The sequence below is a fragment of the Kroppenstedtia guangzhouensis genome (assembly GCF_014637345.1).
GTDB classification, from domain to species: domain Bacteria; phylum Bacillota; class Bacilli; order Thermoactinomycetales; family DSM-45169; genus Kroppenstedtia; species Kroppenstedtia guangzhouensis.
On sequence record NZ_BMEX01000013.1, the window covers coordinates 1 to 15921 of the forward strand.

Genomic DNA, 15921 nt, shown 5'->3' on the forward strand with positions numbered 1-15921 from the left:
ACGGAAGTTAAGCCCTCCAGCGCCGATGGTACTTGGGGCGCAGGCCCCTGGGAGAGTAGGACGTTGCCAGGCAATCTGAAAGAAGTGCCTGCGGTGTGACCGTGGAAAACACCCCCCGGATCCAGTTGGATCCGGGGGGTGTTTGTATTGGAATGAGACAATCGGGGGCGGCATATGCTCAAGCATAGTCTGTCTTCGTTGTAACCCACGAGGGGGAGGTGGATCAAGTGTGCAAGTGAGCTCCATAGGCCATTCTTATTAGCAGAAACCAGGGAATATATTCTATAAGTAAATGTCTAATGATTGCTGAATATGTTGCTTATGTATGATATAATTGTATGGAAGGTGAACTAACACGAGTTTGGTAAGCCTTTTCACAACGCTTTGTCAAGCTCGTCCCAATTAACACAACGTTGTGACAGGATCCCCTTTTCAGAAAATGAATAGTGATTTGTGAATCTAGGTAAAGGTAGGTGGAATGCATGAAACTCACAACCAAAACCTTTCTTGGAATTATCCTGGGTCTCATCGTGGGTCTCGTACTCAACCAATTTTATCCTGACGCTTTCACGGTTTTAAACACGTGGTTGTTTGCACCGGTCGGTGATCTGTTTATCAGAGCGATCAAAATGATTGTGGTTCCGTTGGTCTTCTTCTCCATCGTCATGGGTGCCGCCGGGATCGGTAATCCGAAAAAACTGGGGAGGATCGGCGGCAAGACGGTTTTTCTCTATCTGATCACCACGGCAATCGCCATCACCATCGCCCTGTTGCTGGCCAATGTCATAGGTCCGGGTGAAGGGGTTGAAGTGGCCAAACCGGAAAAAACGGACATTGAAGCCGCTCCTCCGGTGATGGAGACCTTGATGAACATCATTCCCGACAACCCGATCAATGCTTTGGCTGAGGGAGAGATGCTTCAGATCATCTTCTTTGCTCTCGCCTTTGGGGTCGGGATCGCCCTGATCGGTGAAAAGGTGGCCCGGGTCAAGGAAGTCGTGGAGCAAGCCAACGAAGTGATGATGAAGTTGGTTCACTTGCTGATGACAGTGGTTCCCTATGCCGCCTTCGCTTTGATGGCCAAAGCCGTGGGTGAGGCCGGCCTGGAAATGATCGGTTCCATGGCGATGTACATGATCACACTGTTGTTGGCCTTGGTGGTTCATGCGGGACTCACCTACAGTCTGTTCCTGAAGTTCTGGGCCAAAATCAGCCCGATCAAATTCTTCAAGACGATGTTCCCGGCGATGGAAGTGGCCTTCACCACCAGTTCCAGTGCCGCCACTTTGCCGGTGACCATTGATCAGGTGGAACGGGGTCTCAAAGTGCCGAAGGGGATCAGCAGCTTTGTCCTGCCCCTGGGGGCGACCATCAATATGGATGGTACGGCGATCATGCAGGGGGTCGCATCCATTTTTATCGCCCAGGTGTATGGGATCGATCTCACCTTCCCCCAGCAGCTGTTGATCATCCTGACCGCCACTCTGGCTTCCGTCGGTACTGCTGCGGTGCCTTCCGCGGGAATCGTGATGTTGACGATGGTCTTCCCCGTCGTGGGATTGCCCCTGGAAGGCTTGGGAATCGTGCTGGGGGTTGACCGCCTCCTCGATATGAGCCGTACAGCCATCAACATCACCGGTGACGCCATGGTTGCCACCTGTGTGGCAAAGTCGGAAGGTGAAGAGGTGGGAGACCAAGCGGCTCCTCAATCTGCGTAAAGGAACTTGACCGGAACCCGGGCAATCCGGGGGCCGGTTTTATTTTTAACTTTAATTTTTTCTTCATTCTACTCCTTTGGACACAGGAGTCAAGGAAAGCAACCGATTGTCATGGATTTGTCCTTTTTAATTAAAAGCGAACACTTATATGGGGTAATGATGATAATGTTCGGTTTTGGTTGACGGATGTGGGTGATCCTGTTAAACTGAGATTGCACAGCTTAATAAACGACTCATTGTTGTTTCTCATATATGCTCGGGAATAGGGCCCGAGTGTCTCTACCCGGAAACCGTAAATTTCCGGACTATGGGAAATGCCTTTCCAGGGTGAAGTATGCCCGGACGGGAGGGATTTCCCTTTTGCCTGTCCGGGTTTTTTCTGTTTCCTGCTCAGGGGGTATTCTAAAGGTATTGTGGAAAAGCCGTGATCGGGAGGGTAGGATTTCACGAATTTGGCAGTTCAGAATAACGAAAAGGTCGTGTGAAACCCCATCCCGAGCGACTTGGCTCACCAAGCTTCTAAAAGGCACTGAGGATGGAGGGATTCTGTTGAAGCCATGGGTTGGAGTCATTATGGGAAGCACATCGGATTGGCCAACCATGGGAAAAGTTTGTGAGGTGCTCGAAGAACTGGAAATTCCCTTCGAGAAGCGGGTGGTGTCCGCCCATCGGACACCGGATGAGATGTTTGGGTATGCAGAGTCAGCACAGGAACGGGGATTGGAGGTGATCGTCGCCGGGGCGGGGGGGGCAGCCCATCTCCCAGGGATGGTGGCGGCGAAAACGGTGTTGCCTGTCATTGGAGTGCCGATCCAATCATCCGCATTAAACGGGCTGGATTCCCTGTTGTCCATCGTCCAGATGCCGGGAGGCGTTCCGGTGGCCACTGTATCCATCGGAGATGCGGGAGCGGTCAATGCAGGTCTGTTGGCCGCGGAAATGGTGGGAATCAAGCGCCCTGAAGTGCAGAAACAGTTGGTCAAGCGACGGGAAGAAATTCGAAAACGGGTCTGGGAGCATTCCATACCGGGTGAGGGATAAGGATGGCAAATAGTGAAGGGATCAAGCCTCTCCTTCCCGGGAGTACGATCGGGATCCTGGGAGGTGGACAGCTGGGAAGAATGATCATCCTGGAGGGAAAGAAGATGGGATATCGATTTGTCACCCTGGACCCTTCGGATGATTGTCCCGGGAGTCAGGTGGCGGATCAACACATCGTTGCCGGTTATGATGATCTGGAGGCGGCACGGTTACTGGCGGACACCAGTGACTTGATTACCTATGAATTTGAAAATGTGGATGATGCCGTGGTGAAAATATTGGAGGAAGATGCCTTTCTCCCCCAGGGAGGTGAACTTCTCCGGGTCACCCGTCACCGGATCCGGGAAAAGAGGGCTTTGGTGGAAGCGGGAGTCCCCACCACACCTTACCGAGTGGTTAAAAACCAGGAAGAGCTCCTCACCGGGGGGAAATCTCTGGGTTTCCCCTGTGTTCTCAAAACGGCCACCGGAGGATATGACGGAAAAGGCCAATGGGTGTTTCAATCCATGGCGGAAGCGGAGGCCTTCACGGAACTGGAGCCGGACCGGGAGTATGTCCTGGAACAATGGGTCCCCTTTGACAAAGAGATCTCCGTGATCGCAGCGAGGAGCATCCTTGGAGAAGTGGCTGTTTTTCCTCCGACGTGGAATATTCACCACAACCAGATCCTTCATCAATCCATTGTGCCTGCTCCGGTGGAGGATGGAATTTTGCGTCACGCCGAAGATTTGGCCCGTCAGGTCGCGGAGCGGCTGAATGTACGGGGATTGATCGCGGTGGAGATGTTTCTGCTGCCAGACGGCTCCCTGTGGGTCAATGAATTGGCCCCCCGCCCTCATAATTCGGGACACTATACATTGGATGCCTGTGCCGTTTCTCAGTTTGAGCAGCAGATCCGGGCCCTGTCCGGACTCCCGTTGGGTTCCTCGAGGCTATTGACTCCGGCGGTGATGGTCAATATTTTGGGTGAGGATGTGGACCGCATCCGGGAACAGATGGCGAACTTTCCTCCCCAGGTGAAGGTGCATTGGTACGGCAAAAGAGAGAGTCGGCCCCGCCGGAAGATGGGACATCTCACAGTGATGGGGGAAAGTGCGGAAGCAACGGTTCGCCGCCTGGGATGGATGAAAGCGACCGACAACGAGAAGAGGAGTTGAATCCAGCCGATGATTGAACGTTACACCCGACCGGAAATGGGGTCCATCTGGACCGATGAAAACCGATACCGCGCCTGGTTGGAAGTGGAGATACTCGCTTGTGAAGCCTGGGCGGAGCTGGGGGTCATTCCCGAGGAGGACGTAGCCAAGATCCGGGAAGGGGCCCGGGTCAATGTGGACCGGATATTGGAGATTGAGCGGGAGACCCGCCATGATGTGGTGGCCTTCACTCGGGCGGTGGCGGAAACGCTTGGGCCCGAGTCCAAATGGGTTCATTACGGTCTTACGTCCACTGATGTGGTGGATACCGCTCTTTCTTACCTGTTGCGCCAGGCCAATCAGATTTTGTTGCGGGATGTGGATCGGTTCATCGCAGTTCTGAAAAAGAAAGCACTGGAACATAAAAATACGGTGATGATGGGTCGCACCCATGGAGTTCATGCCGAACCCACCACCTTTGGGCTGAAAATGGCCTTGTGGTACGCGGAAATGAAACGAAACCGGGAGCGCCTGGTTCGGGCGATGGAGACGGTGGCCGTCGGCAAGATTTCCGGTGCTGTGGGAACTTACGCCAATATTGACCCTTTTGTGGAATCCTATGTCTGCGAAAAACTGGGATTGAAGCCGGCGCCCATCTCCACCCAGACTTTGCAGCGGGACCGTCACGCAGAATATCTGGCGTCTTTAAGCCTGATCGCCACCTCTCTGGAAAAGTTCGCAGTGGAGATTCGGGGACTTCAGAAAAGCGAAACCCGGGAAGTGGAGGAAGCCTTCGGCAAGGGGCAGAAAGGTTCCTCTGCCATGCCCCACAAGCGGAATCCGATCGGATCGGAAAATATTACCGGGCTGGCACGGGTGGTACGGGGACATATGGTGACCGCCTTTGAAAATGTGGCCCTCTGGCATGAACGGGACATCTCTCACTCTTCGGCGGAGCGGGTGATCTTGCCGGACACCACGATTCTGCTGAATTACATGCTCAACCGGTTTGCAGGGATCGTGGAAAATTTGTCCGTTTTCCCGGAGAATATGGAGCGCAACATGAAACGGACCTACGGTTTAATCTTTTCGCAACGGGTGTTACTCACCCTGATCGACAAAGGGTTGAAGCGGGAAGAAGCTTACGACCGGATTCAGAGTTTGGCGATGCAAGCCTGGGAGGAGGCGCGCTCCTTCCGAGAGTTGGTGGAGAAGGATGAAAGAATCGCATCCATCTTGTCGCCGGAGGAGTTGGAGGATTGCTTTGACACCCGTTATCACCTGAAGCGGGTGGATGAGATCTTCCGCCGCCTGGAGTTGCTCTGAACAGGTGCGCGGGTTCAACTCGGAAACGTTGTGAAAAAGCTGTCATACCCACAGGACACAAGTGCCCAGGGTCGTTTCGCTCCCCGGTCATGCTATGCAGGGAGGGGTGGGTCTCACATGGAGCGTCTTTGGATTGCCGGAACTTTGGCGCCGGAATGTGAAACCCCATCCCGACCGACCTGGGCTATCCTAATTCACAACGCTTCCAGAGAGGGAAGGGGAAACAGATGAGCCGGAATGTGCTTCTCTACGAGGGAAAAGCCAAAAAAATCTATTCCACTGAAGATCCGGATCAGGTCCGGGTGGAGTACAAGGATGATGCCACTGCCTTTAACGGAGAAAAGAAAGGACAAATCCCGGGAAAAGGAGAGCTGAACAACCGGATCAGTGCCTTTTTCTTTGAGTCGCTGGGGCGCGAGGGCATCCGCCATCATTTTCTGCGCACTCTCTCCCCCAGAGAACAGCTGGTGAAGCATGTCAAAATTTTGCCGGTGGAAGTGGTGGTTCGAAACCGGGCAGCGGGCTCTCTTGCCTCCCGTCTGGGAATAGAGGAGGGAACGGTGCTTTCCCGGCCGGTGGTGGAGTTTTACCTAAAGGACGATAAGCTTGGAGATCCCTTGATCAATGAGGATCATATCGCTCTACTTCAACTGGCGACCGGGGAACAAGTCACCGGCATGCGGGAGACCGCACTCAGGGTGAATGAGCATCTCACGGAGCTGATGGCCGGGAAAGGGATTATACTGGTGGATTTCAAGCTTGAATTCGGAGTGGACAGTGGGGGGAAACTCCTCCTTGCCGATGAGATCTCCCCGGATACTTGCCGTTTCTGGGACTTGGAAACCGGCGAAAAGCTGGACAAGGACCGGTTTCGACGGGATCTGGGTCATGTGGAAGAGGCCTATCGCCAAATTTGGCACCGTTTGGGAGGGGAAGCCCATGTATAAAGTCATCATCACGGTTCGTCTGAAATCCAGTGTGTTGGATCCCCAGGGTACTACCGTCAAGGGATCGCTTCATTCTCTCGGCTACACTGAAGTGGAGGAGGTCCGGATCGGAAAGACGATGGAACTTTGGCTGAACACCACGGATCAGGTGGAGGCGGGAAAGCGGGTGGATGCCATGTGCCGCCGGCTTCTGGCCAATCCGGTGATCGAGGATTACGAGTATCGACTGGAGGAGGGGGCGTAAAATGCGATTCGCCGTTCCGGTTTTTCCCGGTTCCAATTGTGATGTGGACTGTGCCAAAGCCGTTCGGGAGGTCCTGGATCGTCCAGTAGATCTTGTCTGGCACACCGAACGCAACCTGGAAAACTTTGATGCCATTATATTGCCCGGCGGGTTTTCCTATGGAGATTATTTGCGCACAGGTGCACTGGCCCGTTTCTCCCCTGTGATGGAATCTGTGGCGGAAGCGGCGGAAAAGGGGAAGATGATCCTCGGGATTTGCAATGGTTTCCAGGTTCTCCTGGAGGCAGGACTTCTTCCCGGTGCCATGCGGGTAAACGATCACCTCCAGTTTCGCTGTGCCATTCAACCATTGCGGGTAGAGAATAATCAGCTCCCATTCACCCGTCTGTATGAAGAGGGTGAGGAGATTCATTTTCCCATCGCGCACGGGGAAGGGAACTACTACTGTGATCCGGAGACTCTGAAAGAATTGGAGGAACAAGGGCGGATCGTTTTCCGCTATTCCGGGGAAAACCCCAATGGCTCCGTGGCCGGGATCGCCGGAGTGGTCAACGCACAGGGAAATGTGCTCGGGCTGATGCCCCACCCGGAACGGGCCACTCATGATTGGATGGGATCCGCCGACGGGGCCCGCCTGTTTCAATCCATGTTTCGAACCTGGGAGGGGATCAATGGTGCAGCCTGAACAAAGGATGATTGAACCGGTGGTGGATCGGGCGGCGGAGTCGGAGCCGACGCCAGTGGAAATTCGTGATCAGAAGCTTTATTCGGAGATGGGATTGGCTTCGGATGAGTATCAACTCATCATCGGTCATCTCGGACGATTGCCCAACTGGACGGAGTTGGGGATTTACAGTGTGATGTGGTCGGAGCATTGCAGTTACAAAAACTCCAAGCCCCTTCTGCGTCGGTTCCCGGTGGAGGGACCCAGAGTATTGCAGGGTCCCGGGGAAGGGGCAGGCGCACTGGATATCGGGGATGGCCAAGCGGTGGTCTTTAAAATAGAGAGCCACAATCACCCGACAGCAGTGGAGCCCTTCCAGGGTGCGGCCACCGGTGTCGGGGGCATCATCCGGGATGTGTTTTCCATGGGAGCCCGGCCGGTGGCCCTGCTGAACTCCCTTCGCTTCGGGAATCTTTCCAACCCCCGGGTTCGCTATCTGTTTCAGCAAGCTGTGGCGGGGATCGCCCATTATGGAAATGTGGTGGGAATCCCCACCGTCGGCGGGGAAGTGGAATTTGACGACAGCTATGAAGGAAATCCCCTGGTCAATGCCATGTGTGTCGGGATACTTTCCCATGATGAGCTGCAAAAGGGAATCGCCGCCGGAAGAGGAAATCCGGTGATCTACGTGGGAGCCAGCACCGGGCGCGACGGGATCCACGGGGCCACCTTCGCCTCCGAAGAATTGGGTGAAGATGCCGAGGAGAAGCGCCCCTCAGTTCAGGCAGGGGATCCCTTTATGGAAAAATTGCTGATGGAAGCCTGCTTGGAGCTGGTCAAAAAAGGGTTACTCATCGGGATTCAGGATATGGGAGCCGCAGGGCTCACCAGTTCCAGTGCGGAGATGGCCGCCAAAGGCGGGGCGGGAATGGTGCTGAATCTGGACGATGTTCCACAGCGGGAAACAGGGATGACCCCTTATGAAATGATGCTGTCCGAATCTCAGGAACGGATGTTGCTGGTGGTGGAGAAGGGCAAAGAGGTTGAAGTTCGGGAAGTTCTGGACAAATGGGGGCTCTCATCCGCCGTGGTGGGACGGGTGACCGATGACGGCCGTTACCGGGTCCGACACCGTGGGCGTTTGGTGGTGGATATTCCGGTCCGTACCTTGGTGGACGAGGCTCCGGTAGTTCACCGCAAAGGGGAGGAGCCTGCCTATTATCGCCAACATGCGGATCTGTGTCCGGAAGATACCTTGGCCGGGGTGGATCCCCAAAAAGCACTGAAAAAAGTTCTCTCCTCCCCTAACGTGGCCAGCAAACAATGGGTCTACCAACAGTATGACCATATGGTTCGTACCAGCACAGCGGTCCGCCCGGGATCCGATGCAGCCGTAATCATGATGGACGGCTTGGACAAAGCTTTGGCCATGTCCACCGATGGGAACGGTCGCTACGTCTATCTCGATCCAGCCAAAGGCGGAGCGATTGCCGTGGCGGAAGCGGCCCGCAATGTGGTCTGTTCTGGAGCGAAGCCCCTTGGGGTCACCGACTGTCTCAACTTCGGAAGTCCGGAAAAGCCGGAGGTCTTCTGGCAATTGGAGGGAGCTGTCGAGGGCATGAGTGAAGCTTGCCGGGCCCTGGAGACACCGGTCGTCGGCGGGAATGTCAGTTTGTATAACGAGTCCAAGGGAACCATCCACCCCACCCCCGTGGTGGGCATGGTGGGATTGGTTACCAGTCGTCACCATATCACCACCCAGGAGTTCAAACAAGAAGGAGATATCATCTTCCTGCTGGGAGAGACCCTTCCGGAACTGGGCGGGAGCGAGCTTCAGCTGGTGATGGAAGGAAAAATCTCCGGACGCCCGCCGCAGATCGATCTGGCGAAGGAGAAGCGATTGCACCATCTGGTCCTGGCTGCCATCCAAAAAGGATGGATCTCCTCAGCCCATGATTGCTCCATAGGCGGGCTGGCGACAACCCTCGCCGAATCTTGTTTTGGCAGGGGGCTCGGAGCTGTGATCCGGATGGAGACTCCATTGGATCCCGCGGTCTGCCTGTTCAGTGAATCCCAATCCAGGGTGGTGCTGAGTCTGCCTGGGGAATACGCCGAATCCCTGATGGAACTGGCGACAGATCAGGGGATGGCTTGCACACGGATCGGGACTGTCGGGGGAGAATCTCTCGTTGTGGACATTAATGGGAAGCATGTGATCGACGCATCGGTGCAGCAGCTGAAAACCGACTGGGAAGGGGCGATCCCATGCGCGATGAATCCGTCTTCGACGAGTTGAAAGAGGAGTGCGGGGTCTTCGGCATCATCGGTCACCCCGATGCAGCCCAGCTGACTTACTACGGCCTTCATGCCTTGCAGCATCGGGGGCAGGAAAGCGCCGGGATGGTGGTGACCGGGGGTACGGGTTTTCGTTACCACCGGAGTATGGGGCTGGTCCATGAAGTATTCAATGGGGAGATTCTCAAAGGATTGGTCGGGAATGCCGCCATCGGCCATGTGCGCTACTCCACCTCGGGGGAAAGCCTGTTGACCAATGCCCAGCCCTTGGTTTTCCACCATGCTGTCGTCGGCCAGTTGGCCCTGGCCACCAACGGCAATCTGATCAATGCCGTTCGGCTGAAAAAAAAATTGGAAGGCCGTGGGGCGGTATTTCACACCACCTCCGACACCGAAGTGATCGCCCATCTGATCGCCCAGTCTCGGGCGTCTCACTTCGAGGAGGCAGTGAAAGAGGCCCTCAACCAACTGGTGGGTGCCTATGCGCTCCTCATCTTGACCAACGATTCCCTAGTGGTCGCTCAGGACCCCCATGGGTTGCGTCCCTTGTCCATGGGCATGCTGGGGGATTCCTACATCTTTTCTTCCGAGACCTGCGCCTTTGATGTGATCGGGGCTGAAGCTCTGCGCACCGTTGAACCGGGGGAAATGCTGACTCTGGACTTGAAAGGGAAACAGGGATTGCGCTCTTTCCGTTTTGCTGAACCGGCCCGCCCCGCGGTCTGTTCCTTTGAGTATATCTATTTCGCCCGGCCGGACAGTGATATTGACGGCATCAATGTGCATGGGGCCCGTAAACGCCTCGGGGGTCAGCTGTACCGGGAAGCACCGGTGGATGCCGATGTCGTCACCGGCGTGCCGGATTCCAGCACGTCTGCAGCGATTGGTTTTGCAGAGGCGGCAGGGATTCCCTATGAACTGGGGCTGATCAAAAACCGCTATGTTGCGCGTACTTTTATCCAGCCCAGTCAGCACTTGCGAGAGCAGGGAGTCAAGATGAAACTCTCCGCAGTTCGCAGGGTGGTGGAGGGAAAGCGGGTGGTGATGATCGATGACTCCATTGTCCGGGGTACCACCAGCCGTCGCATTGTCAGGATACTGAAGGAGGCCGGGGCGAAGGAAGTTCATGTCCGAATCAGCTCCCCGCCGGTCCGCCACTCCTGTTTCTACGGGATCGACACCTCGGATCGGGAGCGGTTGATCGCGGCCAAACACACCGTCGAAGAAATTCGGCAGATCATTGGGGCTGACAGTCTTTCCTTTCTGAGCGAAGAGGGATTGATCCGGGCTGTGGGTCGAACTCCGGCACAGGGGAATTGCAGTCACTGTTTGGCCTGTTTCAACGGAAAATATCCGACGGCAATCGAGGAGAAGTTGCCGCAGGTTGCGGAGGGGAACAGAGGATGAGTGAAGCGTACCGACAGGCAGGGGTCGACATTGATGTCGGCAATGAAGTGGTGGAACGCATCAAAGGGCACGTTAGACGGACCCGCCGTCCGGAAGTGCTTGGAGATCTGGGAGGATTCGGAGGACTCTTCCGGTTGTCCGGTTACCAAAACCCCGTGTTGGTGGCGGCCACCGACGGGGTCGGAACCAAATTGAAACTGGCCTTTGCCATGGATCGCCACGACACCATCGGGATCGACTGTGTCGCCATGTGTGTCAACGATCTGATCGTCCAAGGAGCGGAGCCGCTCTTCTTTCTCGACTACCTGGCCACAGGCAAGCTGTTGCCCGACCAGGTGGAAGCTGTAGTCAAAGGAATCGCCGATGGATGTGAGCAGGCAGGCTGTACCCTGATCGGAGGCGAGACGGCGGAAATGCCGGGCATGTATTCCGCCGGGGAATACGATGTGGCCGGTTTTGCCGTCGGTGTTGTGGAACAGGAGCGTCTGTTGACAGGGGAAAGTATCCAACCCGGGGACCGCATTCTGGGTTTGGCTTCCGACGGTTTGCACAGCAATGGATATTCCCTCGCCAGAAAAATTTTGCTCCCGGATGACCCGAAGCGTCTTGAAGAACAGGTGCCTTGGGGTGAGATCTCCTGGGGGGATGCGCTGATAGCACCCACCCGGATCTATGTGCGTGCTTTCCGGGATCTGATGAAGGTCTGTGAGGTGAAAGGGGGCGCTCATATCACCGGGGGCGGTCTGGTGGAAAACGTGCCCCGCATGCTCCCTTCAGGTCGTGGAATCCGCCTCTACCGGGAATCCTGGCCGCAGCCGGAGATCTTTCAGGTTCTGGCCCATGAGGGGGGATTATCTGAGGATGATTTGTACCGCACCTTTAACATGGGGATCGGAATGGTCCTCTTCGTGCCGGAGAATCAGGTGGATCAGGCTCTCCGAACTGCCGTGGAAGCGGGAGAACGGGCTTACGTGATCGGAGAGGTGACCCAGGGCGACGGGGTGATGTGGAGCGGGAGGGATTCAGCTTGAGCATCGCAGTTTTTGCATCTGGAGACGGCAGCAACTTTGAAGTACTGGTGGAGAAATCGCGGCGACAGGGTTGGCCCGAGCCCGTCACGCTGATGCTCACGGATCGGCCCAAGGCCCAGGTTCTGGAAAGGGCAAAGCGTCTGGGGGTGACTGCTGTGGTCTTCAATCCCTCCGATTACGAAACCAAAGCGGCCTATGAACAGGCCATCCTCTCGGTGTTGGGGGAATTTGGAATACGACGGATCCTGCTGGCCGGCTATATGCGAATCGTGGGCCCGGTTTTGCTGGAAGCCTATCGTTGGCGTATCCTGAATATCCACCCTTCCCTGCTCCCTGCTTTCCAGGGAAAAGACGCCCTGGAGCAAGCCTTGAATTATGGAGTCCGTTGGACTGGAGTGACGGTGCATTGGGTGGATGAGGGAATCGACACCGGCCCGATCATCGAACAGAAACCGGTGTTGGTGGAACCGGGGGAGACGGTGGAATCTTTGCGCAGGAAAGTCCAGTTTGTCGAGCACAACCTGTATCCCGCAGTGGTCCGGAAATGGTTGACCGGGAAGATTCTTCCGCCTGACGGAAGAGAAAGTGGGCGGCACTAGAAGCATTGTGAACTGTCACAGGGAACCGGCTGCACATTCCCAACACTTCCAAATCACAACGCCTTAGAAGGGGGACGTCAAGCTTGAAATCGATCCGACGGGCACTGATCAGTGTATCGGATAAAACCGGTATCCTGGATTTGGCGAAGAGATTGTCCGAACTGGGTGTGGAGATTGTCTCCACCGGAGGCACCCAGAAAAAATTGGTGAACTCGGGAATCCCCGTGATCGGTGTGTCAGAAGTAACCGGTTTTCCAGAGATTCTGGACGGCAGGGTGAAAACCCTCCATCCCCGGATCCACGCGGGGCTGCTGGCTGTGCGAAATCAAGAAAACCACGCACGTCAATTGGGGGAACTAAATATCGATACCTTCGATTTGGTGGTGGTCAACCTTTATCCTTTTCAGGAGACGATCGCCAAACCGGGAGTGACCCGAGCAGAGGCCATTGAGAACATCGATATCGGAGGTCCCTCCATGGTGCGGGCGGCGGCGAAGAACCATCGTTATGTGACGGTGGTGGTGGATCCGGCGGATTACGCTTCATTGTTGGAAGAGATCGCCGGGGGTGGGGTGCAGAGGTCGACCCGGGAGAGATTGGCGGCGAAGGCGTTTCGGCACACCGCGGCCTATGATGCCCTGATCGCCTCTTATCTCACCAGGCAAACGGGGGAAACCCACCCGGAGAAGTGGACGATCACCTTTGAAAAAGCACAGGATCTTCGTTACGGGGAGAACCCCCATCAGCCGGCGGCCTTTTACCGGGATCCGCTGCCACGGACCGGGACGGTGGCCACAGCGGAGCAGCTTCACGGAAAAGAACTTTCATACAACAATATCAACGATGCCAACGCAGCTTTGGAAATTGTATCCGAGTTTGACCGTCCCGCTGCTGTCGCGGTGAAACATATGAATCCCTGCGGCGTGGGTGTGGGAGATAACCTGATTCAAGCGTACCGGAAAGCCTATGAATCGGATCCGGTCTCCATCTTTGGCGGCATAGTCGCTCTCAATCGGGTGGTGGATCGGAAGACGGCGCAAAGTCTCAAGGAGATTTTTCTGGAAATCATTTTGGCGCCGGACTTCGAACAGGAAGCGATCGCCCTTTTGCAGGAGAAGAAAAACCTCCGCCTGCTTCGCGTAGGGGATTTGTCCAAGGAAGTGGAAGGACCTACCCGTGTAAACAGTGTGGGAGGCGGTGCCTTGGTACAAGCCGGGGATGTCAAGTCTGTACTCCGAAAAGATTGTACCGTGGTCACTCGTCGTCAACCCTCTGAAGCGGAGTGGGAACAGCTTTTGTTCGCTTGGAAAGTGGTGAAACACGTGAAATCAAACGCGATTGTACTGGCCCGGGACTTCTCCACTGTCGGGGTGGGGGCCGGCCAGATGAACCGGGTGGGTGCGGCCCGCATCGCCATCGCACAGGCCGGAGAACGGGGAAAAGGTGCAGTGCTCGCATCTGATGCATTTTTTCCGATGAAGGACACCGTGGAATCGGCGGCGACGGCGGGAGTGACGGCGATCATTCAACCCGGTGGTTCCATTCGGGATCAGGAGTCCATCGAAGAGGCGGATCGTCATGGAATCGCCATGGTCTTCACCCACACCCGACACTTCAAACATTGATTCCCTATTAACACCCTATCCATTGCCGGCGTATAGATATGAAAACAGGAACGTCGGGGAGGGTGGATGATGTATGTGATTCGTTGGTCGATCTTGATCGTTGCCGCGACGATTTCCCTCTTGTGGCTGGTCAGTTTCCTAGGTTGGTACGAGCCTTTATCCTGGCAGTACACGATTCGTGTGGCAGGAGGAATCTATTTTCTGATTGCGATCGCGATGAGCGGAATCATGTCCCATCCTTCCTTTCACAGGGAAAAAGGATCGATGTCCGGAGCAAAAGAGGATTGGGCCTTTATCTTTATCGTGGTGACGATCCTTCTGTTTGGAGTCAGTTTATGGTTTGGCTGATCGGGTGAAGGTGATCCGGACAAGATGAAGTGGGTGGGCGGGAACCCACCCCTCCCTGCCCGGTTTTTCAGGGTCCCTTCCTCAAAATGGGACAAGCCGGTGAGGATAAAAGGGCTGATCGGTACGTGATCTGATTTTACCCCCTTTCGGAAAGGCGGTGGCCGGTTGTGCGTGTGTTGGTGATCGGCGGAGGAGGGCGGGAACATGCCCTCGTTTGGAAATTGATGCAGAGTCCCCGGGTGACAAAGGTTTATTGCACTCCCGGTAACGGAGGAATGGAGGCTCATGCCGTCACTCCCCCGATATCCCCTACCGATGTGGAATCCCTGGTCCGTTTTGCCCGGGAAAAGAAGATAGACCTGACCGTGGTCGGCCCGGAAGCATCCCTGATGGCGGGGGTGGTGGATGCTTTTGAAAGGGAGGGACTGCCGATTTTCGGCCCGCGGAAAAGGGCGGCCCGGGTGGAAGGGAGCAAGCGATTTGCCAAAGAATTGATGGAAAAGTACGGAGTACCTACCGGTAGATACCGCACTTTCACCGATTCAGATGCAGCGATTCGCTATATTCGGGAGCAAGGAGCACCCATCGTGGTGAAAGCTGACGGCTTGGCTGCGGGCAAGGGAGTGTTCGTGGCCCGTACCTTGGATGAGGCCGAAAAAGCGGTGGAAGACCTGATGAGATTTCGGGCCTTTGGCCAGGCAGGGGAAGAGATCGTGGTCGAGGAGTATCTGGAGGGGGAAGAAATCTCCCTGATGGCCTTCGTCGACGGTGAAACAGTCTGTCCGATGGTTCCGGCCCAAGACCATAAACCGGTTTTCGATGGGGACCGGGGACCCAACACCGGGGGAATGGGGGCCTACAGCCCGGTGCCCCAGATTTCGGAGGAGAGGATCCGGCAGGTTGTAAAGGAGATTCTGGAACCGATGGCCCGGGGGATGGAGGAAGAGGGGCTCCGCTACCGGGGTGTCCTTTATGCCGGTCTGATGATGACCGATACGGGTCCCAAGGTGATTGAGTTTAATGCCCGGTTCGGAGATCCGGAGACCCAAGTGGTGCTTCCCCGCTTGGACAGCGACTTGGCGGAGATTTTATCAGCCATCACAAAAGGCCGACTGAAGGAACTATCGATCCGGTGGAAGCCGGAGTCATCCCTCTGTGTGGTGATGGCTTCTGAAGGTTATCCCGGGAATTACGTGAAGGGAAAAAAGATCCGGGGGGTTTTTGCCGATACCAGGGAGCTGATGGTGTTTCATGCCGGTACATCCCGGGAAGACGGTGTTCTGATCACATCGGGAGGAAGGGTTCTGGGTGTAACTTCCTTGGGCGCGGATCTGCAATCAGCGAGGGAAGCGGCCTATCGGAGTGTGAAATCCATCGATTTTGAGGGGGCCCATTACCGGAAGGACATCGGCATTCGTGGAGTGAAAGGACGTAAAGTCTGAAATCATCCTTCACCGGGTATGTATCATCTATATTTTGGGTGGGGAGATCCTGTTCTGCCACGCGACCGTTTTACCCATTGGGCACAGGTCTCAACCGG

General features: G+C 55.6%; 14 protein-coding genes, 1 rRNA gene and 1 riboswitch. All 15 genes read left to right on the forward strand.

What is annotated here, in order from left to right:
* Positions 1-72: ribosomal RNA gene (gene rrf / locus IEV46_RS18790) — 5S ribosomal RNA — on the forward strand; the annotation flags it as partial.
* A 410-nt stretch (positions 73-482) separates the two neighbouring features.
* On the forward strand, positions 483-1718 hold the full coding sequence (locus IEV46_RS13665) for a dicarboxylate/amino acid:cation symporter (protein WP_188433108.1): 1236 nt from the start codon (positions 483-485) through the stop codon (positions 1716-1718).
* Positions 1719-1944: 226 nt separating this feature from the next.
* A riboswitch (purine riboswitch) is annotated at positions 1945-2046 on the forward strand.
* A gap of 218 nt (positions 2047-2264) precedes the next feature.
* Complete coding sequence (gene purE / locus IEV46_RS13670) at positions 2265-2759, forward strand: 5-(carboxyamino)imidazole ribonucleotide mutase (RefSeq protein ID WP_188433164.1); 495 nt, start codon at positions 2265-2267, stop codon at positions 2757-2759.
* A 2-nt stretch (positions 2760-2761) separates the two neighbouring features.
* The gene (purK, locus tag IEV46_RS13675; protein ID WP_188433109.1) at positions 2762-3916 is read left to right on the forward strand and encodes a 5-(carboxyamino)imidazole ribonucleotide synthase; all 1155 of its coding nucleotides are present in this window, start codon (positions 2762-2764) and stop codon (positions 3914-3916) included.
* Positions 3917-3925: 9 nt separating this feature from the next.
* Positions 3926-5221 carry an adenylosuccinate lyase gene (gene purB, locus IEV46_RS13680; protein WP_188433110.1) on the forward strand — a complete coding sequence of 432 codons (1296 nt, stop codon included), beginning with the start codon at positions 3926-3928 and terminating at the stop codon, positions 5219-5221.
* Positions 5222-5448: 227 nt separating this feature from the next.
* Positions 5449-6168 carry a phosphoribosylaminoimidazolesuccinocarboxamide synthase gene (purC, locus tag IEV46_RS13685; RefSeq protein ID WP_188433111.1) on the forward strand — a complete coding sequence of 240 codons (720 nt, stop codon included), beginning with the start codon at positions 5449-5451 and terminating at the stop codon, positions 6166-6168.
* A complete protein-coding gene (purS, locus tag IEV46_RS13690) occupies positions 6161-6412 on the forward strand; it encodes a phosphoribosylformylglycinamidine synthase subunit PurS (RefSeq protein ID WP_188433112.1) in 252 nt (83 codons plus the stop codon). The genes purC and purS overlap by 8 nt, the downstream gene beginning before the upstream one ends.
* A gap of 1 nt (position 6413) precedes the next feature.
* Positions 6414-7097: a phosphoribosylformylglycinamidine synthase subunit PurQ gene (purQ, locus tag IEV46_RS13695; RefSeq protein WP_188433113.1), complete on the forward strand. Its 684-nt coding sequence runs from the start codon at positions 6414-6416 to the stop codon at positions 7095-7097.
* Positions 7084-9372, forward strand: coding sequence for a phosphoribosylformylglycinamidine synthase subunit PurL (gene purL / locus IEV46_RS13700; protein WP_229736125.1), 2289 nt, complete (start codon positions 7084-7086; stop codon positions 9370-9372). The genes purQ and purL overlap by 14 nt, the downstream gene beginning before the upstream one ends.
* Positions 9342-10778, forward strand: a complete 1437-nt coding sequence (gene purF / locus IEV46_RS13705; protein ID WP_188433114.1) for an amidophosphoribosyltransferase — start codon at positions 9342-9344, stop codon at positions 10776-10778. Before purL ends, purF begins: the two co-directional genes overlap by 31 nt.
* A complete protein-coding gene (purM, locus tag IEV46_RS13710; protein ID WP_188433115.1) occupies positions 10775-11809 on the forward strand; it encodes a phosphoribosylformylglycinamidine cyclo-ligase in 1035 nt (344 codons plus the stop codon). Before purF ends, purM begins: the two co-directional genes overlap by 4 nt.
* Positions 11806-12408: a phosphoribosylglycinamide formyltransferase gene (gene purN / locus IEV46_RS13715; RefSeq protein WP_188433116.1), complete on the forward strand. Its 603-nt coding sequence runs from the start codon at positions 11806-11808 to the stop codon at positions 12406-12408. Before purM ends, purN begins: the two co-directional genes overlap by 4 nt.
* Positions 12409-12491: 83 nt before the next feature.
* The gene (gene purH / locus IEV46_RS13720) at positions 12492-14033 is read left to right on the forward strand and encodes a bifunctional phosphoribosylaminoimidazolecarboxamide formyltransferase/IMP cyclohydrolase (RefSeq protein ID WP_188433117.1); all 1542 of its coding nucleotides are present in this window, start codon (positions 12492-12494) and stop codon (positions 14031-14033) included.
* Positions 14034-14102: 69 nt separating this feature from the next.
* Positions 14103-14381, forward strand: a complete 279-nt coding sequence (locus IEV46_RS13725) for a hypothetical protein (protein WP_188433118.1) — start codon at positions 14103-14105, stop codon at positions 14379-14381.
* Between the two features lie 167 nt (positions 14382-14548).
* The gene (gene purD / locus IEV46_RS13730) at positions 14549-15823 is read left to right on the forward strand and encodes a phosphoribosylamine--glycine ligase (protein WP_188433119.1); all 1275 of its coding nucleotides are present in this window, start codon (positions 14549-14551) and stop codon (positions 15821-15823) included.
* Positions 15824-15921 lie beyond the last annotated feature (98 nt).